Annotated in this window: 15 protein-coding genes and 1 pseudogene; 12 read left to right on the top strand and 4 right to left on the bottom strand. The window is 74.0% G+C overall.

From position 1 onward, the window contains the following. Nucleotides 1-422: 422 nt before the first annotated feature. Together ACWC24_RS02420 and ACWC24_RS02415 are read right to left on the bottom strand one after the other, a co-directional pair. Nucleotides 423-1,268: an SMP-30/gluconolactonase/LRE family protein gene (locus ACWC24_RS02420; protein ID WP_450660937.1), complete on the bottom strand. Its 846-nt coding sequence runs from the start codon at nt 1,266-1,268 to the stop codon at nt 423-425. After that, a complete protein-coding gene (locus ACWC24_RS02415) occupies nt 1,265-2,038 on the bottom strand; it encodes an IclR family transcriptional regulator (RefSeq protein ID WP_450660936.1) in 774 nt (257 codons plus the stop codon). The genes ACWC24_RS02420 and ACWC24_RS02415 overlap by 4 nt, the downstream gene beginning before the upstream one ends. 223 nt (nt 2,039-2,261) lie before the next feature. On the opposite strand from ACWC24_RS02415, the gene ACWC24_RS02410 reads away from it, so the two are divergent. After that, nucleotides 2,262-2,870 (top strand): hypothetical protein, encoded by a 609-nt coding sequence (locus ACWC24_RS02410; RefSeq protein WP_450660935.1) that lies wholly within the window; start codon nt 2,262-2,264, stop codon nt 2,868-2,870. Nucleotides 2,871-2,940: 70 nt separating this feature from the next. Here the strand turns inward: ACWC24_RS02410 and ACWC24_RS02405 are convergent, their stop codons facing one another. After that, entirely contained in the window at nt 2,941-3,807 is an 867-nt protein-coding gene (locus tag ACWC24_RS02405; RefSeq protein ID WP_450660934.1) for an ATP-grasp domain-containing protein, read from the bottom strand. 143 nt (nt 3,808-3,950) lie between these two features. On the opposite strand from ACWC24_RS02405, the gene ACWC24_RS02400 reads away from it, so the two are divergent. The 10 genes from ACWC24_RS02400 (at nt 3,951) to ACWC24_RS02355 (ending at nt 17,223) form a co-directional block, all read left to right on the top strand. Continuing rightward, on the top strand, nt 3,951-5,042 hold the full coding sequence (locus ACWC24_RS02400) for a MerR family transcriptional regulator (RefSeq protein WP_450661048.1): 1,092 nt from the start codon (nt 3,951-3,953) through the stop codon (nt 5,040-5,042). A 20-nt stretch (nt 5,043-5,062) separates the two neighbouring features. Further along, nucleotides 5,063-5,701 (top strand): O-methyltransferase, encoded by a 639-nt coding sequence (locus tag ACWC24_RS02395; RefSeq protein ID WP_450660933.1) that lies wholly within the window; start codon nt 5,063-5,065, stop codon nt 5,699-5,701. Between the two features lie 100 nt (nt 5,702-5,801). After that, nucleotides 5,802-7,256, top strand: coding sequence for an acyl-CoA synthetase (locus ACWC24_RS02390; RefSeq protein WP_450660932.1), 1,455 nt, complete (start codon nt 5,802-5,804; stop codon nt 7,254-7,256). Next, the gene (locus ACWC24_RS02385; protein WP_450660931.1) at nt 7,253-8,587 is read left to right on the top strand and encodes a carboxyl transferase domain-containing protein; all 1,335 of its coding nucleotides are present in this window, start codon (nt 7,253-7,255) and stop codon (nt 8,585-8,587) included. Before ACWC24_RS02390 ends, ACWC24_RS02385 begins: the two co-directional genes overlap by 4 nt. Nucleotides 8,588-8,857: 270 nt before the next feature. Further along, complete coding sequence (locus tag ACWC24_RS02380) at nt 8,858-9,895, top strand: rod shape-determining protein (protein WP_450660930.1); 1,038 nt, start codon at nt 8,858-8,860, stop codon at nt 9,893-9,895. Nucleotides 9,896-9,914: 19 nt separating this feature from the next. Further along, complete coding sequence (locus ACWC24_RS02375) at nt 9,915-11,498, top strand: GAF domain-containing protein (protein WP_450660929.1); 1,584 nt, start codon at nt 9,915-9,917, stop codon at nt 11,496-11,498. A 528-nt stretch (nt 11,499-12,026) separates the two neighbouring features. Further along, nucleotides 12,027-14,501 carry an endonuclease/exonuclease/phosphatase family protein gene (locus tag ACWC24_RS02370; RefSeq protein WP_450660928.1) on the top strand — a complete coding sequence of 825 codons (2,475 nt, stop codon included), beginning with the start codon at nt 12,027-12,029 and terminating at the stop codon, nt 14,499-14,501. 268 nt (nt 14,502-14,769) lie between these two features. After that, nucleotides 14,770-15,300 (top strand): hypothetical protein, encoded by a 531-nt coding sequence (locus tag ACWC24_RS02365; protein WP_450660927.1) that lies wholly within the window; start codon nt 14,770-14,772, stop codon nt 15,298-15,300. Between the two features lie 138 nt (nt 15,301-15,438). Further along, entirely contained in the window at nt 15,439-16,698 is a 1,260-nt protein-coding gene (locus tag ACWC24_RS02360) for an SLC13 family permease (RefSeq protein WP_450661047.1), read from the top strand. Between the two features lie 30 nt (nt 16,699-16,728). After that, on the top strand, nt 16,729-17,223 hold the full coding sequence (locus ACWC24_RS02355; RefSeq protein WP_450660926.1) for a universal stress protein: 495 nt from the start codon (nt 16,729-16,731) through the stop codon (nt 17,221-17,223). Between the two features lie 433 nt (nt 17,224-17,656). Here ACWC24_RS02355 and ACWC24_RS02350 read toward each other — a convergent pair whose 3' ends face one another. Continuing rightward, nucleotides 17,657-18,283, bottom strand: a complete 627-nt coding sequence (locus tag ACWC24_RS02350; RefSeq protein WP_450660925.1) for a LuxR C-terminal-related transcriptional regulator — start codon at nt 18,281-18,283, stop codon at nt 17,657-17,659. A 453-nt stretch (nt 18,284-18,736) separates the two neighbouring features. Between ACWC24_RS02350 and ACWC24_RS02345 the strand changes: the two are divergent. Then, nucleotides 18,737-19,969, top strand: a pseudogene (locus ACWC24_RS02345) (hypothetical protein); the annotation flags it as partial.

The raw sequence follows: 19,969 nt of genomic DNA, 5'->3' as shown, positions 1-19,969 counted from the left end.
ACTGCGGACTGCGGGGCCAGGTCGGTCCGCGACCGGCTGCGGGCCCCGGGCCGGGTGGGCTCGCCACCGGCTGCGGACTGCGGGCCAAGTCGGCACGCGACCGGCTGAGCACTGCGGGCCAAGCCGGCCCACGAACGGCTGCGGGCCCCGGGCCGGATCGGCCCACGACCGGCTGAGCACTGCGGGCCAAGCCGGCCCACGAACGGCTGCGGGCCCCGGGCCGGGTGGGCTCGCCACCGGCTGAGCACTGCGGGCCAAGCCGGCCCACGAACGGCTGCGGGCCCCGGGCCGGATCGGCCCACGACCGGCTGAGCACTGCGGGCCGAGCCGACCCGCGACCGGTTGCGGACTGCAGGGCCAAGTCCGCACGCGACCGGCTGCGGGCCGAGGACGGGCGGGCCCGGGGCCCGGCCCGTCCCGGGTCAGCCCGTGAACGTCGGCTGTGGCCGGCCCTCGCCCGCTCCCGGGATCACCAGCAGGCAGCCCGCGAGCGCCGACGGTGCCGACAGGCCCGTACGGGCCGTGGTGACGTAGAGGTCCCTGAGGTCCGGGCCGCCGAAGGCGCAGGCCGTGATGCGCGGGGTCGGCAGGGTGATCACCCGGTCGAGGGTGCCGGACGGGGTGTAGCGGCGGACCGCGCCGCCGTCCCAGAGGGCCACCCACACACAGCCGTCGGCGTCGACCGTGAGGCCGTCCGGGAAGCCTGCGCCCGCCTCGATCTCCGCCAGCGTGCGGCGGTTCGTGATCCGGCCGCCGTCGTGGTCGAAGACGTCGATCCGGCGGGTCGGGCTGTCGACGTAGTACATCAGGCGGCCGTCGGGGCTCCAGCCGGTGCCGTTGCTGACCGTCACGTCGTCGAGGACCGTCTCGACCGTGCCGTCGCCGGCTATCCGGGACAGCGTGCCGCCGCCCGCGGCCTCGTCGTAGCGCATCGTGCCGACCCACAGCGAGCCGTCGGGGGCGACGGCGGCGTCGTTCGCGCGGCGGCCGGGCACGGGGTCGTGGTGCAGCCAGCCGAGGGTGCCGTCCGGGTCGAGCAGGGCGACGCCGTCCCGGAGGTTCAGCACCAGTCCGCCGGCCGCGCGGGGCTTGACCGCGCCGACGTGCTGCGGGGTCGTACGGACCGTGCGGCGGCCGGAGGCGGGGTCGTAGGTGTGGATCCGCGAGCCCAGGATGTCCAGCCAGATCAGCCGGCCGGCCGCCGCGTCCCAGGTCGGGCCCTCGCCGAGCGTCGCCTCCGCCCGGACCGCCACCTCGTACGCCGTCACGCCACGCTCCGGTGGCCCAGGCGCTCCGACAGCTCCACGGCACCCTTGGCGGCGAGCTGTTCCAGCTCCGCCAGGCGCTCGTCGCTCCAGCGGATCATCGGCACGGAGATGGACAGCGCGGCCACCACCCGCCCGGTCCGGTCGCGCACCGGCGCGGCCACACAGCTCACGTCCGGGTTGGACTCGCGGCTCTCCACCGCGACCCCGCGCCGGCGGATCTCCGCCAGGGCCTCGCGCAGCGCGGCCGGGGAGGTGATGCTGTTCGGGGTCATCGCGACGAGGTCGGCGTCCTCGGGCACGCGCGAGTCGAGCTCGGCGTCGGGCAGCGAGGCCAGCAGCATCTTGCCGACGGAGGTGCAGTGGGCGGGCAGCCGACGGCCGGCGGCGGACACCATGCGCACGGCGTGCGTGGAGTCGACCTTGGCGATGTAGATGACGTCGGTGCCCTCCAGGATCGCCACGTGCACGGTCTCGTCGCACGTCTCGGCGACCGACCGCGCGACCTGCTGCCCCTCGGCGGCGAGGTCGAGCTGCTCGGCGTACCGGCTGCCGAGCTGGTACGGACGCACCCCGAGCCGGTAGCGTCCGGGCTGACCGGGCACCGGCACGATGTACTGGCGGGCGGCGAGCGTGGTGACCAGCTCGTGCACGGTGGTACGGGGCAGCTGGAGCCTGCGCACGACGTCGGGGGCGGAGAGCGTCCCGTCCCCGTCGAGGAAGAGCTCCAGAATGTCGAGAGCCCGGGTCACGGCAGGTACGAGTCGTCCCACGACCGGCCCCCTCCCTTGATTCACTAGGTGACGGTGTTCACGGTATTCACGGTGTTCACGGTGTTCACAACGGTGTTCACGACAGTGCTCTGCCAGTGTTCACGATCGACGTTCGATATTTCAACAGTCGATCGGGATTGCGAACATAGGCTAGTCATAGTGGGGTTCCGCGGGCAATGGCCGGGGCTCCCGGGAGTGCGGGCGGTGCGCGACGATGGGTGCCATGCCGTCCCCGAAGCCCCCCGCCGGTCCCTTCACCGCCGCGGACCTCCAGCTGGTCCTGTTGCGTCGCATGGCCGACCACAACCCCGTTCTGGTGGACGACGCGCGCCGGCTGCTGGGCGCCTCGCTCACCGACATGCGGGAGGCGAACAGGCGCTGGCAGGCCATGCTGCACTCGCCCCGGGCCCGTTCCGCGGCCGCCCGCTACCGCTCGGTCCTCGGCCCGCCCGAGTCCGCCGTCGCCCGCCGGATCGGCGACCTCGACTGCGAGGCCCGGCTGTGGCCGCTGCCGCTCTGGCCCGACCTGCGCTTCGAGGTCCTCGTCGCGCCCGACGGGGTGGTGTGGAACGAGTGGCTGGTACGGGCGCCGGGCGCGCCCGCCGCCGTACCGCGCACCGTCGAGGACCTCGTCCCCTGGTCCTGCACGGTCGACGAGGCGGCCCGTGCCTTCGCCCCGGCCCGCCCGCTCCAGGGCACGGCTCCCACCCGGTGGGGACTGGCGTTCACGGCGCCCGACCGGGACGGGGCGGCGCACGAGGTCGTCGCCGAGTTCACCTGGGGACTGCTCCAGCGGACCGCGACGGCCCGGCCCGCTCCGGCGGCGCCCTGAAACGGCGCGGGCCACCGCGCGCCCGGCCCACGACGGCCCGCGGATCCGTCGCCCCGCTTCGGTGGAGCGCTCAGGCCGATGCCAGCACCGCGTCCACCACCGGGCCCACGGACCCCGGGTGCAGGAACAGGAACAGGTTCGGCTCGACGAGTTCCAGTTCCATCACCCTGGGCCGCCCGTCGTCCCCGTCCACCAGGTCCACCCGCGCGTACAGCAGCTCGGGCGCGCCCGGCACGGCGGCCAGCGCCCGTTCGGCGACCGCGAGTTCCGCGGGGGTCGCGGTCCACGGCTCCAGGCCGGGGTGCGCCACCTTGTCCGCGTCGTAGGCCGTGCCGGGCGACAGGACCGCCCGCTTGCGGCTGGCGTGCAGGAAGCGGCCGCCGACGTACAGCAGGGCCCGTTCGCCGCCGACGTCTATGCCGGTGACGTAGGGCTGCACCATGGCGGTGTGCCCCTCGTCGTGCATCCGGGCCAGGTGCCGCAGGGCGCTCTCGCGCTCCTCGGGCCTGTAACGGGCGGCGAAGCGGGCACCGGCGCCCGAGGTGGGCTTGACGACGTACTCGTGGCCGTCCGGGAGGTCCGCCGGATCGCCGGGCGCGAGGTAGCGGGTGGGGACGACGGGCACGCCGGCCGCCGCGAGCTCCCCCAGGTAGCGCTTGTCGGCGTTCCAGCGGACGACGTCGGCGGGGTTCAGCAGCCGGGTGACCGCGTCGCACCGGCGCACCCACGCCGCGAACTCGGCCGCGCGCCAGCTGTAGTCCCAGGTCGAGCGGATGACGACCAGGTCGAAGCCGCTCCAGTCGACCCCGGGGTCGTCCCAGGGCACGGCGACGGCCTGCGCCCCGGCCGCCCGCAGCGCCTCCACCAGGACCGGGAGGTCGCTGTCCTTGCCCGGCTCCGGGCCGGGGTCGTAGGTGGCGAGTGCGATGCGGGGCACGGCGGATTCCCTCCTGCGGGGGCGGACGAACCCACGCAGGCTAACCGGCGGCCGCGGCCGCGGACCAAGGTGTTTGACCTTCACCCTGGGGCAGCCCCCAGCATCGATGGCAGGAAGACCGAGGGAAACCGGACGGGATGTACATGGACCTGCTGACGATCGGCGCCTTCGCGAAGGCGTCCCGGCTGTCTCCGAAGGCGCTGCGGCTCTACGACGAACTGGAGCTGCTGCGGCCCGCGCGGGTCGACCCGGTGACCGGCTACCGCTACTACGCCCACGCGCAGTTGGAGCAGGCGCGACTGGTGGCGTGGCTGCGGCGGCTGGGGATGCCGCTGGCCGGCATCCGCCGGGTGTGCGCCCTCGACCCGGCGGCGGCCGCCGCCGAGATCCGCGCCTACTGGGCGCGGGTCGAGGCGGAGACGGCGGCCCGGCGGGACCTCGCCGTGTTCCTCGCCGACCATCTCGCCGCGACGGCGCCCGCGCCGCCGCCCAGGAAGGACACCGTCATGCTGGAACTGCGTTACTGCGCCCACTCCGACCGCGGCCGCGTCCGCCCCGCCAACCAGGACACCGCCTACGCGGGCACCCGGCTGCTGGCCGTGGCCGACGGCTACGGTCCGGCGGGCGGACCGGCGGGCCGCGCCGCCGTCACGGCGCTGACGGCCCTGGACACCGCGGAGGTGCCCGCCGGGAGCGTGCTCAACCTGCTGGAGGACGCCGTGCAGAGCGCGACCCGCGCCGTACAGGAGGTTTCCTCGACCGGTGCGACCGGTGCGGCTGGTGCGACCGGTACGACCCTCACCGCCCTGCTGTGGACCGGCTCCAAGCTGGCCCTGGTGCACATCGGGGACTCACGCGCCTATCTGCTGCGCGCGGGTGAGCTGTTCCGGATCACCCACGACCACACCCTGGTCCAGTCGATGCTCGACGAGGGCCGGCTGACGCCGGAGGAGGCCGCCGCCCACCCCCAGCGCTCCCTGCTCCTGAAGGCCCTGTCGAGCGGCGCGCCGGCGGTGCCGGACCTGCACCTGAAGGACGCGCTGCCCGGCGACCGCTATCTGCTGTGCTCCGACGGCCTGTCCGGGGTGGTCCCCGACGACCGGATACGGCAGTTGCTGTCCGACGGCACCGATCCCGACGACGCCGTACGGACCCTGGTGGACGCCGCGAACGACGCGGGCGGCCCGGACAACGTCAGCTGCGTGGTCGCCGATCTGGTGGCGGCCGAGGCCTGAACCGCGGCAGGATCGGCCGCATGTCGATCGCCGGAACGAGCGCCTACGACTCCCACGGTCACCTCCCCCCGCTCGTCGAGCGGGCCGTCGCCGCCGCCCGCGCGCACGGCTTCCCGTACTCCTGCCGGCCCGAACAGGGGCGCCTGCTCCACGCGTTGGCCGGGGGTGCCCGGGGGGTCATCGGGGAGACCGGCACGGGGTTCGGGGTCGGACTGGCCTGGCTCGCCTCGGGCGCGGGCGACGGCGTACGGCTGGTCGGCGTGGAGCGGGACCCCGGGCGGGCCCGGGTCTCCGCCGGGCTGTTCGCCCACCTGCCCGGGGTGGAGGTGCTCACCGGCGACTGGGAGCGGATCGGCGAGCGGGGGCCGTACGACCTGCTCGTGCTGGACGGCGGCGGGCAGGGGAAGGGGGACGGTCCCGCGGCGGACGTCGAGCGGCTGCTGACACCGGGCGGCACGGTGGTCGTCGACGACTTCACCCCCGCGACGACCTGGCCGCCGCTGCACGAGGACCGCCCCGACCTGCCGCGCCGCTTCTGGCTGGAGCATCCGGCGCTGCGGTCGGTGGAACTGCGGCTCGCGCCCGACCTGAGCACGGTGGTGGGCACCCGGGCGCTGCCGGCCGCGCCCGGGTGTCCGGCGCCGGGCGCCCGCGAGTGACCGACGTCAAGTCGTGGGCGGGCCTGATCCGGGGGGCCGCTGGTGTAGGAACGGAGGTGTTGTTCCCGGACGTGTTCCCTCACCACCAGGAGTGCACCGCGTGACCTCCCTCTTCCCGGCCCTGACGGACGATCCGGACGGGCGGGCCGCCCTCCGGTTCGGCGACCGCTCCCTGACGTACGCGCAACTCGCCTCGGCCGCCGGGGCCGTCGGCGGGCGGATCCGCGGGGCGGCCCGGGTGGCCGTGTGGGCGACCCCCTCGCTGGAGACGGCCGTCGCGACCGTGGGCGTGCTGCTGGCCGGTGCGGCCGCCGTGCCGCTGAACCCCAGATCCGGCGAGAAGGAACTCGACCACATCCTGTCCGACAGCGCGCCGGCCCTGGTGCTGGCCGCCCCCGGCGACGAACTCCCGCCCTCCGTGGGCGCCCTGGCACGGATCGACGTCGATGTGCGCGCGACCGGTGAACCTGTGGTCGCCGACGACGCCGACGACGCGGACGGCGGCGACCCCGCCCTGATCGTCTACACCTCCGGCACCACCGGCCCGCCCAAGGGCGCCGTCATCCCGCGCCGCGCGATCGCCGCGACCCTGGACGCGCTCGCCGACGCCTGGCGGTGGACCGGCGCCGACGTACTGGTGCACGGGCTGCCCCTGTTCCATGTGCACGGCCTGGTGCTGGGCGTCCTGGGCCCGCTGCGGCGCGGCGGCTCGCTCCGGCATCTCGGCAGGTTCGACACCGACGGTGTGGCGCGCGAGCTGACCGACGGCGCGACCATGCTGTTCGGGGTACCGACGATGTACCACCGCATCGCCGAGGCCCTGCCCGACGATCCCGCCCTGGCCGAGGCGCTGGCCGGGGCCCGGCTGCTCGTCTCGGGTTCCGCCGCGCTGCCGGTGCACGACCACGAACGGATCACGGCGGCGACCGGCCGGCGGGTGATCGAGCGGTACGGCATGACCGAGACGCTGATGAACACCAGCGTGCGGGCGGACGGCGAGGCACGGGCCGGGACCGTCGGTGTGCCGCTGCCCGGGGTCGAACTGCGGCTCGTCGAGGAGGACGGCACCCCGCTCGGCGCGTACGACGGCGAGAGCGTGGGCGAGATCCAGGTACGCGGCCCGAACCTGTTCACCGCGTACCTCAACCGGCCCGACGCCACCGCTGCCGCCTTCACCGCCGACGGCTGGTTCCGCACCGGCGACATGGCGGTGCGCGAGGCCGACGGCTACGTCCGGATCGTCGGCCGCAAGGCCACCGACCTGATCAAGAGCGGCGGTTACAAGATCGGGGCGGGCGAGATCGAGAACGCTCTGCTGGAGCATCCGGGGGTGCGCGAGGCCGCCGTCACCGGGGAGCCGGACGCCGACCTGGGCGAGCGGGTCGTCGCCTGGATCGTCCCGGCCGATCCCCAGGAGCCGCCCGGGTCCGAGGAGTTGGCGGGTCATGTGGCGGCCCGGCTGGCCCCGCACAAGCGGCCGCGCGTGGTCCGCTACCTGGACGCCCTGCCCCGCAACGACATGGGGAAGATCATGAAGCGGGCGCTGCCGTCATGACCGACGGCCGCACGGCTCGCGCCACCCTCGCGCTCGTCGCCGACGACTTCACCGAACTCCCCTACCCGGAAAGGGAGTCCGAGCCGGTCGACGGCCCGCTCGACTGGCCGGGCTACGACGCCTCCCGGGCCCGCGCGCAGGCGCGCACCGGCGAGAGCGAGTCCGTCGTCTGCGGCACCGCGCACGTCGAGGGCACCCGGGCCGTGCTGATCGCGTTCGAGTTCGGCTTCCTCGGCGGCTCGTTGGGCGTGCGCACCGGGGACCGGCTGGCGGCGGCGTACACGTATGCGCGCGAACACCGCCTGCCCGTGGTGCCGTTGGTCGCCACGGGCGGCAGCCGGATGCAGGAGGGCATGTTCGCGCTGACCCAGCTCCAGCGGGTGGCCCGGCAGTCCGCGCTCACCCGGGCGGCCGGTCTCGCGCAGGTCGCCGTATTGCGGGACCCGACCACGGGCGGCGGCTGGGCCACGCTGGGCGCGGGCGCGGACGTGGTCCTCGCGCTGCCCGGCGCGCAGGTCGGCTTCGCGGGGTCCCGGGTGCGGCCGCCGGACGCCGACCCGGCCGCGTACACGGCGGAGGCGCAGGTGGCGGCGGGCGCCGCCGACGCGGTGGTGGCGCCCGAGGAGCTGCGCGGGGTGCTCGGACGGTGGCTGCGGCTGCTGACGGCGCCGTCGGCCGGGGCGGCACCCGTGCCGCGGGCGCTGGGCTCGGCGGACCTCCCGGCGACCGGCTGGGAGGCGGTGCGGCGGGCCCGCGCGGCCGGGCGTCCGCGGGCCGCGAGCTATCTGGACGCCTACTTCACGCAGCGGGTCGCGCTCGGCGGGGACCGCTGCGGCGGCCGGGACGCGGGCATGCTGTGCGGCTTCGGCGAGCACCGGGGGCGGACCGTCGCCTACGCCGCCCAGGCAGGCACGGCGACCCGTCCGGCCGGTTACCGCACCGCCGCCCGGCTGGTCCGGCTCGCGGACCGGCTCGGCATACCGGTGCTGACCCTGGTGGACACCCCGGGCGCGGCCAACGACGCCGAGGCCGAGGCGCAGGGGGCGGGCGCCGCGATCGCCGACCTGTTCGGCGCGGTGGCCGCCGCCCGTACGCCGGTCACCACGCTGGTGATCGGCGAGGGCGGCTCCGGCGGCGCGTTGGCGCTGGCCGCGCCCGGCAACACCTGGGCGGTGCCGGACAGCTACTTCTCGGTCATCGCGCCCGAACCGGCGGCCGCCATCCTCAAACGGCCGCCCCAGGACGCCGAGGCGACCGCGAACCAGCTCCGCATCCGCCCCCAGGACCTGGTGGAGCTGGGCGTGATCCGGGGCGTGGTGACGCGCGAGTAGGCCGCGGCCCGCCCGCACGGGCACCCCGCCCGCACAAACGCCCCGCCCGGCACCTCCCCGCCCGCACGGACGCCCCGCCCGACACCTCCCCGCACCCCTGAACCCTCCCGAAGCCCGCCGACGCGCGGTAGGCGTACCGAGAACCCCCCGTTCGGCGGCACCCCGCCCGGCCCCCTCCAGCAGGCGACCCCCGCCCGGCCCGGAAACGATGCGAGAGAAGGCCCGCCGCCCGGCCGGCCCCCCGGCCCCGCGCTCACGGGAGGATCTGCCATGACCGCCAGTCTGGAGCAGTTGCGCCGCTGCCACTTCGCCGTCGACCTGGGCGCGGCGAGGACGCGGGTGTACGTGAAGGGGGCGGGGCTCGTCGTCGACCAGCCGTCCACCGCCGCCGTGAACACCCGCACCGGCGCACTCATAGCGGTCGGTGAGTTCGCCGAGAAGATGACGGGCCGCACCCCGCACTACATCCGCGTCGTGCGCCCGGTGTCCGGCGGCACGGTCGTCGACATCGACATGGCGCAGCGCATGCTGCGTCACCTGCTCGGCGACAAGATCCGCCGCAGTCTGCGCCGCAAGCCCCGGCTGCGCGCCGCCGCCTGCACCCCGCACGACGCCGACCCGCTGGCGCAGCGCGCGACGATCGAGACGCTGGTCGGCCTCGGCGCGCGCCGCGTCGAGCTCGTCGACACGCTCATCGCCGCCGCCGTCGGCTGCGGGCTGCCCGTCGAGCGGCCGGAAGCCACCATGATCATGGTGTGCGGTGCCGCCGCCACCCAGGTCGCGGTCCTCTCCCTCGGCTCGATCGTGACCGCCGAACGGATCCCGGTGGGCGGCGAGGCGGTGGACCACGCGATCGTCCAGCACCTGCGGCACGCGCACGAGTTGATGCTGCCCAGCCAGTCCGTGCGGCCGCTCCAGCTCGCCCTGTCCGTGGACGGCCTCGACGCGCCCGCGCTCATGTCCACCGAGATCCACGGCCGGGACGTGGCCACCGGGCTCCCCCGCTCCGTACGGGTCGACACCGCCGCCGTCCGCGACGCGATCGAGACCCCGCTGACCGCCGTGCTCGACGGTATCGGGCGGGTCCTGCGGGAGTGCCCGCCCGATCTGGTGGCCGACCTGGCCGAGCGCGGGATCACGATGGTCGGCGGCTCCGCCCAGCTCCCCGGACTCGACCGGATGCTGCGGCAGGCCACCGGGATGCCGGTGAACATCGCCGAGCGGCCCGACGTGTGTGCCGTGCAGGGGCTCGGCGCCATGCTGGAGGGCCGGATCGAACCGCTGACCCTGAACCCGCTGGCCGCCTGACCCGAGGGGCGGCAGCGCCATGGCCGACGCGCGCGTACCGGACCTGCCGCCCCTGCTCGACGCCGTCCTCGGCGTCGGCGCCGACCTCGAACTGCGCACCACGCTCCAGCACATCGTGGACGCCGCCGCCGGGCTGACCGGCGCCCGCCGCGCGGCCGTCGGCACCACGGGGCCGGGTCCGGAACGGCTCGTGGAGGTCCGTGGCGCGGACCGGCCCGGACAGCCGGAGACCGACCTGCCCGGACCACCCGGCGCGGATCGACCCGCACGGCCGGACGGACCCGGCGCCCGGCCCGGCACCCTGGAGGTACCCATCCGGGTCGGCGAGGAGGTGTTCGGACGGCTGTACGTGGCCGAGAAGCGCACCGGGGGCCCGTTCACCACCGAGGACGAGTTGCTGCTGCGGACCCTCGCCGCCCAGGCGGGCATCGCGATCGGCAACGCACGCCTGTACGAGACGGCCCGCCGGCGCGAACGCTGGATCGAGGGCGCGGCGGCTGTGACGAACGCCCTGCTCACCGGCGATCCGGCCGCCGACGCGCTGCTGACGGTCGCCGACCGGGCCCGGGTCCTCGCCGACGCCGCCGCCGGTGTCGTCCTCCAGCCCACCGCGCCGGGCGGCATGGAGGTCGTGACCGCCTCGACGCCCGACGACCCGGGCGCGCTGGTCGGGACCACGATCGAGCCGGGCCATCCGGTGCTCGCCCGGCTCCTGGGCGGGGAACCGGTGTTCGTCGACGACCCGGCGGGCGACCCGCGGACGGCGACACCCGTCGGGCGCGGCTTCGGCCCGAGCATGATGCTGCCGCTCCAGGCCGGCGGGCGGCTGATCGGCACCCTCGCCCTGCCCCGGCGGCGCGGCGAGCAGCCGTACACCCCCGAGGAACGGCTGCTGGCGACGCAGTTCGCCTCCCAGGCGGCCCTCGCCCTGGTCCTCGCCGACGCCCGGCGCGGCCGGGAGCGCCTCGCGGTCTACGAGGACCGCGACCGGATCGCCCGGGACCTGCACGACCTCGTCGTCCAACGGCTGTTCGCCACCGGCATGATGGTCCAGGCCGCCCGGCGCCGCAGCGACACCGGGGAGGTCGGGGAGGCCCTGGGCCGGGCCGAGGACGAACTGGAGTCGACGATCGAGGAGGTGCGCACGGCCATCCTCACCCTGCAGCAGCCGCCCGCCGAGGCTCCCGCCACGGTCCGCGGCAGGGTGCTGCGGGAGGTGGCGGGCCTCGCCGCCGTACTCGGCCGACCGCCGTCCGTCCGCTTCACCGGGGCCGTCGACAGCCGGGTCCCGGACCGGGCCGCCGGTCATCTGCTGGCCGCCCTGCGCCGCGCCCTGGCCGCCACCGCACGCCGTACCGCGGTCTCCCGCGTCGAGATCACCGTCGACGTCACGGCAACGCTGCCGGACGGCCGCGAGGGCGTACGCCTGACGGTCCACGACGACGGCACCCCGGACGACGGCACCCCGGCGCCGGACGGCGACACCGACGGCCACGGCGGTGGCGACGGGGGCAGCGACGGTGGCGGTGGCGGCAGCGACGGTGGCGGTGGCGGTGGCGGTGGCGGTGGCGGTACGACGGTGATCTGGCAGTCGCCGTTGTGAGCACAGCCCGTCGGCGAGCGCGGACGGGCTGCCGGCAGTCGACCGGCCGTCAGTAGGGCAGGATCCGGCCCGAGGGCGTCCTGCGGTCGATCTGTTCGTCCCGCGGGGAGGCGGGCCGACGGCTGACACGGACACGAACCCGGGCCTGACGATTCATGACGCCTCCTCGTGCTGCGCATCCGGTACGGAACCCATGCCCCGTACCCGGCTCCTCCACCCTCGCGACCTCGACGGTGAAGCACATCGTGCCCACACGGACACCGCTCATGCACGGAGAACGGGAATCCTCGGCGGCGGCCCGCGCCCGCAGCCCGGAGCCCTACCGCGTCGCGCGCTGATCGGGCCTCAACATCACCGCAGGTGAGGCGACTCGACACTGAATGTCAGCGGCTGGACCCGCAGATTTAACGACGTACCCCTTGATACGCCCTTTCTACGCGCGTAACCTCAGCCGACGCATGGCCCCAGACAGCCGTATCGCAGCTCATGTGCCGCTAGTGCAGCGGACGTTGAAGGAGAGTCACCCTCGTGCCGATTCACAGACCCAGCGCAACGCGCGTAGCCGGCGCCGCATTCGTGGCCGCGACCGCCACCGCGGCCGTCGTCGTGGCACCGCTGCCCGCCGCCTACGCCACGCCGTCGACGACTGCGGTGATATCGGAGGCGTACGGCGGCGGCGGCAACTCCGGGGCCACGCTGACGAACGACTTCGTGGAGTTGGCCAACCGCTCGACGACCGCGTACCCGCTCGACGGATACAGCGTCCAGTACCTGCCGGGCTCCGCGTCCGCGAGCTCGCTCTGGCAGGTCACACCCCTCACCGGCTCGCTCGCCCCCGGCGGCAGCTACCTGGTCGGCGAGGGCGCGGGCACCGGCGGCACCGCCGCGCTGCCGGCCCCCGACGCGACCGGCAGCATCGCCATGGCCGCGGGCAGCGGCACCGTGGCCCTGGTCAAGGGCACCACGGCGCTGACCTGCAAGACGGCCGCCGACTGCACCGGCAACCCCGATGTCGTCGACCTCCTCGGCTACGGCACCGCCGTCGTCCGCGAGGGCTCCGCCGCGCCCGCCGCGACCAACACCGCCTCCGTGTCCCGGTCCGCCTCGCTGGCCGACACCGACGACAACTCCGCGGACTTCACCGCCGGTACGCCCACCCCGACCAACAGCGCGGGCCAGACCGCGGGCGGCGACGGCGGCAGCGGCGGCTCCGGCGGGCCGACCGCGCCCGGCGCGTTCCGCATCCACGACATCCAGGGCACCACCCGGGTCTCGCCCCTCAAGGGCCAGAGCGTGGTGGGCGTGCCCGGCGTCGTCACCGCCGTGCGCACCACCGGCAGCAAGGGCTACTGGATCCAGGACCCGACCCCGGACGCCGACCCGGCCACCAGCGAGGGCCTGTTCGTCTTCACCGGCTCCGCCGCCCCGACCGTCTCGGTCGGCGATTCGGTGCTGGTCAGCGGCAAGGTCACGGAGTACTACCCGGGCACCGGCACGCAGTCGGTCACCGAGCTCGGCAGCCCGGTCTCCACCACCCTGTCCGGCGGCAACGCCCTGCCGGACGCGGTCGTCCTCGACGACTCGACCGTCCCGGACACGTACACGCCCACCGCGGGCGGCGGCAGCATCGAGGCCCTGCCCCTCCGGCCGGCCGTCTACTCGCAGGACTTCTACGAGTCGATCGAGGGCATGCGCGCCTCGGTCAGCGACGCCCGCGTGGTCGGCGCGACCAACAGCTACGGCGAGATGTTCGTCACCGCCAAGCCCGACGAGCGCCCCACCCCGCGCGGCGGCACCGTCTACGGCGCCTACGACCAGCAGAACACCGGCCGGATCGAGATAGCCGCGGCCGACGGCTCCACCCCGACCCTCAACGTCGGCGACGAGCTGGCCGGCACCACCACGGGGCCGGTCGACTACGCCTCCTTCGGCGGCTACCTGCTCGCCCCGACCGCCGCCACCACCGGCACGGCCGTCGACAACGGCCTCAAGCCGGAGGTCACGCGCCGCCAGAAGGGCAACGAACTCGCCCTGGCCACCTACAACGTGGAGAACCTCGACCCGACCGACGGCGACGACAAGTTCACCCGTCTCGCCAAGGGCGTCGTCACCAACCTCTCCTCGCCCGACATCGTCACCCTGGAGGAGATCCAGGACGACAACGGCGCCACCGACGACGGCACCGTCTCCGCCGAGGCGACGCTGACCAAGTTCACCGCGGCGATCCGGGCGGCCGGCGGCCCGAAGTACTCCTGGCGCTACGTCAACCCCGTCAACGACAAGGACGGCGGCGAGCCCGGCGGCAACATCCGCCAGGTGTTCCTCTTCAACCCCAAGCGGGTCTCCTTCGTGGACCGCGCCTCCGCCACCGACGTCTCCACCACCGCCGTCTCCGTGGTGAAGGACCGGTGGACGCACGAGGCCCACCTCTCCGCCTCGCCCGGCCGCATCAACCCCGCCAGCACGGCGTGGAACAGCAGCCGCAAGCCGCTGGTGGGCGAGTTCAGGTTCCAGGGCCGGACGGTCTTCGTGATCGCCAACCACTTCAACTCCAAGGGCGGCGACGACCCGATGCACGGCCGTTTCCAGGAGCCCAGCCGCTCCTCGGAGACGCAGCGGGGGCTCCAGGCGCAGGAGGAGAACGCCTTCGTCGACTCCCTCCTCGCCGCCGACCCCAGGGCGCGGATCGTGGCCCTCGGCGACCTCAACGACTACGAGTTCTCCGACGCGGTCAAGACCCTGACGGACAACGGGGACGTCCTCACGGACCTCATCAACACCCTGCCCGCCGACCAGCGTTACAGCTACGTCTACGACGGCAACAGCCAGACCCTCGACCACATCCTGACCAGCCCCTCGGTCACGCACTACGACTACGACGTCGTCCACATCAACTCCGAGTTCGCCGACCAGGCGAGCGACCACGACCCCCAGGTGGTCCGGATCGACGTGAACAAGTGCGGCAGCAAGGCCTACGAGCCCAAGCCGGGCACGCACAAGTAGGTCCCGACCGCCTCTTCCTCCCGAGCCCTCCGTCCGCGCCCCACCGCTGGACGGGGGGCTCGGGCGTGTGCGCACGACCGCGTACCGCAATGCCGCAATACCGCAATGCCGCAATACCGTATGACGACGGCGACGATCACGGATTCACCGGTACCCGTCCCCGCCCGTCGCGTCGATTCCTAGCTTGGACCCCCGAGACAGCCGGGCGGGCCGCTCCCTCCGGAACGGACCCGCGCGCTCGCACAGACGCTCTGGTCAGGGGGATGCCGTGAAGACCTCACGACACGCGTACGACGCCGAAGTGGCGGAACTGGCACGGGGGATGCTCGAACGGGCCGCCCTCGTGGCACCGGAACAGGTCGCCGCCGAACGCCGGGCGTTCGCCATGATGTGCATGGCCTACTTCGCGGATCCCCGGCGGGCACCGGCACCGCGCCCGGCGGCGAACGGCGCCGGGCCACCGGGTCCCGGCCTGCCCGGCACGCACGAGCTGCTCACGCCGGTCCTGGTGGCGGCCGCCGCCGCGGTGCTGACGCATCTGGCGGACAGGGCGGCCACCGCCTCGCGGGAGCTGGTCCGCCGGATGCTCCACCGGACCCCCGGCGAGGACGGACCGCCGGCCGCCGCCCCGGCCGCGGACGATCCGCCCGGGGCCCGGATCGACGAGGAGCAGTGGCGGGAGGTACGGCGGATCGTGACCCGCACCCTGATGCGCCACGGCGGGATGCCCCAGGACCGGGCGGAACTGATGGCGGCCGCGGTGGTGGGCGACGGGCCGACCGGACCGGCCCCGGGGTGACCGACGGCACCGGGGCGGCGGTCGCCGTCCCGACCTCCGGCACCGTCGCGCACCGGCAGACGCCCACCAAGGTGCGACCCTTGAACGTCGCTGTTCAGAGGGTTGCCGACAGGCGCTCCTGCTCGCTGGAGGACCGCACTGAGTACCACCGTCGTCTACGAGGCCGTCTCGGTCGTGCTGCTGCTGGCCGTGCTGGCGTTCGCCGTCGTGCGCCCGCGCGGCTGGCCGGAGGCGGCGGCCGCCGTACCCGCGGCCGTACTGGTCATGCTGGTCGGGGCCGTGTCGCCGCACGCCGCCTGGGCGCAGACGCGCAGCCTGCTGCCGGTCGTCGGTTTCCTCGCCCTGATCCTCGTACTGGCGCAACTGTGCGCGGACGAGGGGCTGTTCGAGGCGGCCGGGGCGGCGGTCGCCCGCTGGTGCGGCAGCGGCGCGGGCCGGCTGCTGACCGGGGTGTTCGCGGTCGCCTCCGTGACCACGGCGGTCCTCAGCCTGGACGCGACGGTGGTCCTGCTCACCCCGGTCGTCTTCGCGACCGCGGCCCGGACCGGCGCCCGCGCGCGTCCCCATGTGTTCGCGACCGCCCATCTCGCGAACTCCGCGTCCCTGCTGCTGCCGGTGTCCAACCTGACCAACCTGCTGGCGTTCTCCGCGAGCGGACTGACCTTCACCCGGTTCGCGTCGCTGATGGCGCTGCCGTGGCTGGCCGCGATCGTCGTGGAGTACGCCGTCTTCCGCGTCTTCTTCCGCACCGACCTGGCCGCCGGCACCACGCCCGGCGCCCCGCAGCCGAGCCCCGAACTCCCGGTCCTCACCCTCGTGGTGCTGGCCCTGACCCTGGCCGGCTTCGTGCTGGCGTCCTTCGCCGGACTCGACCCGGCGTGGGCGGCGCTCGCCGGCGTGCTCGTCCTCGGCGGCCGCGCGCTGCTGCGGCGCCGCACCACGCCCCGGGAACTGGTCGGCGCGGCCGCCCCGCTGTTCTGCCTGTTCGTACTGGCCCTGGGCGTCGTGGTGCAGGCGGTCGTCGACAACGGCCTGGACACCGGGCTCGGCAGGCTGCTGCCCGGCGGGGACTCCCTGACCGAACTGCTCGTGGTGGCCGTGGTGGCCGCGGTCCTCGCCAACCTGATCAACAACCTGCCCGCCGTCCTGGCCCTGCTGCCCCTGGTGGCACCCCACGGTCCCGGACCGGTCCTCGCGGTCCTGATCGGCGTGAACCTCGGCCCCAACCTGACCTACGTCGGTTCCCTCGCCACGCTGTTGTGGCGGCGCATCCTGCACACCCACGGCACCCGGGCGGAGCTCGGCCCGTTCACCCGGCTCGGTCTGCTGACCGTACCGGCCACGCTTCTTGCCTCCACCCTGGCCCTGTGGGGGATGCTGCACACCATCGGCACCTGAAACCGCCCCTTACGCTCCCGGAGCCGCCCCATGAGCGTCATCGTCTGGATCACCGAGGGCACCTGGCCCGCCTGCGTCGAGGCCGCCCTCGCCCGCACGGTCCCCGACGAGGAGATCGTGCTGCTGTACGTGAACGACGACGCGCTCGCCGAGACCGCCCACGGCGCCTTCGCCGGCCTGCTGGGACGAGGCCACCGGGAACGCGACCCGGGCACCCGGCTGGAACACCTCGCCGCCGCCTCGGCCCACCGGTTGCTCCAGGACGCCGCCGATCGTCTCGGGCGCGACTGCGTCCGCATGGAGCGCGCCGGACGCGTCGAGCGCGAGGTCGTCCTCGCTGCCCAGGGCGCCGATCTGCTGATCCTGGCCCGGGACGGCGACCGCACCCGGCTCGGTCCGCACAGCCTCGGCCCCGCCACCCGCTTCGTCGTCGACCACGCCCCGTGCCCCGTGCTGCTGGTCTGGCCCGGCGAGGCCCCGCGCACGACACTGCCTCCCCCGCCCCCGCCGGGCCACCACCACTGACCCGGCGCCCCGGGGCGCGACTCGAGTTGACTCGACCGGCACGCGGGCCAAGGATCGGAAGCGGACCGACTCTCGACACATGAGCGGGCGATCCGGACCCGCCCTCGCAGGAGGAGGCAGGTCCATGCGAGGAAGAATCCAGGCAGTCGCAGTCCTGGCAGCGGCATCCGCGGCGGCGAGCGTCATCGCGGTGTCGGCCGCGTCCCCGGCAACGGCACACAGTTCGCGAAGCCCTGCCGCGGAATCGGCGCTCCGATGCTACGCCACGCGCAGTGATCCAGCGGATGTCGTGTGTTATCGAATATCGGCGAAGGCCGAATTCCGGCACGGCGAAATGGTTTATATTCCGTTTCTTGTCCAGGTGCCCAGGCCCTCTGATCCGCCGGCCACGATAACTGTCGAAAGCCTGAACGACATCCATCCGACCTGATGGTCACTCGGCGGACGGGTCTCCCAATACGCCGTATTTGAGTGCCAGCCGGGTGAGATCGGCCCTGCGTCGGGAGCCGCTCTTTCTCCGCAGTCGCTCCAAGTGAGTATGAACGGTGTTCTCGGTGATGTTCAGTTCGGCGGCGATCTCTCGATCCGTCGCACCGCTCGCGACCAGTTCCAGGATCTGCTTCTCCCGGAGGGTGATGCGCGGGGGCGGCGCGGGCAGGCTGTGCCCCGCCAGGCTGGCGCCGAAGTAGCTGCTGCCCGCGGCGACGGCGCGGACAGCCGTCACCAGCTCCGTGTCGTCGGTGTGCCGGCTCAGATACCCGCGCGTGCCGGCCTGGATGCACAGGACGGCGTCGGACTGGGTCTCCGAGATCGACAGCACGATGACCGCGTACCCGTGCCGGTGCAGCCTGGCGACCTGTCCGGACGCCACTTGATCGGACATCTGCAGGTTGATCAGCATGGCGATGTCCGCGACGTTCTCCTTGTGGGACAGGTCGTCGACGCTTTTCACGAAGGCCGTGATCTCGAGGTCCGGCTGAGTGTTGATCGCCTGCGCCAGACCGGACCGGAGCAACGGCCAGTCGCAGACAACGGCCAAGGACGTCACCGACGGGCTCATCGCAAGCTCCAGCGTAGGCGGGGGCCACCGGCCGCATGACGCGGCGGGGCGGACCGGCCGGCGACTCTACGCCGTCCGATCCCAGCGTCGGCCCTCGCGCGGGGCGCAGCACTCCCGGCGGCCCATACGGGCGGGTGTACGGGCGGTTCCACGGCGAGCGGGCCCGTGCCGCCGGGACGCACCGCCCGGCACCGCCGCACCACGTGTGGTCAATTCCGCGCTCGGCATGTGGTTAATTCCACCCACAGGACCGGCACCGGTTCGCCTATTGAATACGTCGACCTCTCGCTTCACGTGTGGGCATTTCCGGTGACAGCCGAGGTGATCGAATATTCTCCGACCTGGGATTCCAGTTGACTCAGCCGACACGCAAGGCGAGCATCGGAATGGGTCGCGTCGTCGACCGTGCGGAGCAGACGAAATACTTTCAGACTCCCTGGAGGAGGGAATTCCATGGCAAAGGGAATTCTGGCAGCGGCGGTAACCGCGGTGATATCCGCGGGATCGGTCGTCTGCTCCATTCCAGCCGCCCAGGCCGCCACCGGTCCGACGGCAACCCCGGCGGCGACATGCAGGGTGCAGGGCGGGACGGTGACCGGAAACGGATTCACTCCCAATCAGATGTACAACGTCATGAGCAACGGAAAGTCCGTTTCGAGGACCTCCGCCGGGGCGACCGGAAACATCAAGGCCACGGTTTCCGGCAGCGGCCCGGTTTCCCTGGGCACGGTCAAGTGCACGTCGTCGGGGACCGGATCGGGCACGGCAACGGCCGGTGGCGCCGCAGCGGCCACCGCGAAGGGCAACGCCGCCGTACAGCAGGCGGTGCGCGGTGGCGCGTCAGCGGCGCAGGCCGCCGTGATCGGGCGGCAGGCGGCGCAGGCAGCGGCGCAGCAGCTCGGCCTGCCGCCTTCCGTGGTGAACCAGGTGACGAACAACGTCACGAACAACGTGACGAACATCGTCAACAACACGATCAACGGCGGCACCGGCAACACCATCGGCGGGACTCAGATCGGCGGCCAGGGCAACACCCAGGGCGGCACGCAGGGCGGGACCGGCAACACCCAGGGCGGGACCCAGGGCGGCACTGGCAACACCCAAGGCGGAACGCAAGGCGGCGGAACCGGCAACACCCAGGGCGGCACCCAGGGCGGCACCGGCAACACCCAAGGCGGCACCCAGGGTGGCGGCACGGGTAACACCCAAGGCGGCACGCAAGGTGGCGGGACCGGCAACACCCAGGGCGGCACCCAGGGTGGCGGCGGCGGCAACACCCAAGGCGGCACGCAAGGCGGCGGGACCGGCAACACCCAGGGCGGCACCCAGGGTGGCGGCGGCGGCAACACCCAAGGCGGCACGCAAGGCGGCGGGACCGGCAACACCCAAGGCGGCACCCAGGGTGGCGGCGGCGGCAACACCCAAGGCGGCACGCAAGGCGGCGGCACCGGCAACACCCAAGGCGGCACCCAGGGCGGCGGCACGGGTAACACCCAAGGCGGCACGCAAGGCGGCGGAACCGGCAACACCCAAGGCGGCACCCAGGGCGGCGGCACGGGCAACACCCAAGGCGGCACGCAAGGCGGCGGCACCGGCAACACCCAAGGCGGCACCCAGGGCGGCGGCACGGGCAACACCCAAGGCGGCACGCAAGGCGGCGGCACCGGCAACACCCAAGGCGGCACC

The sequence above is a fragment of the Streptomyces sp. NPDC001443 genome (assembly GCF_053597355.1).
Note: the sequence above shows the minus strand (reverse complement) of the source record. Positions and strands in the feature narration are given on the sequence as shown.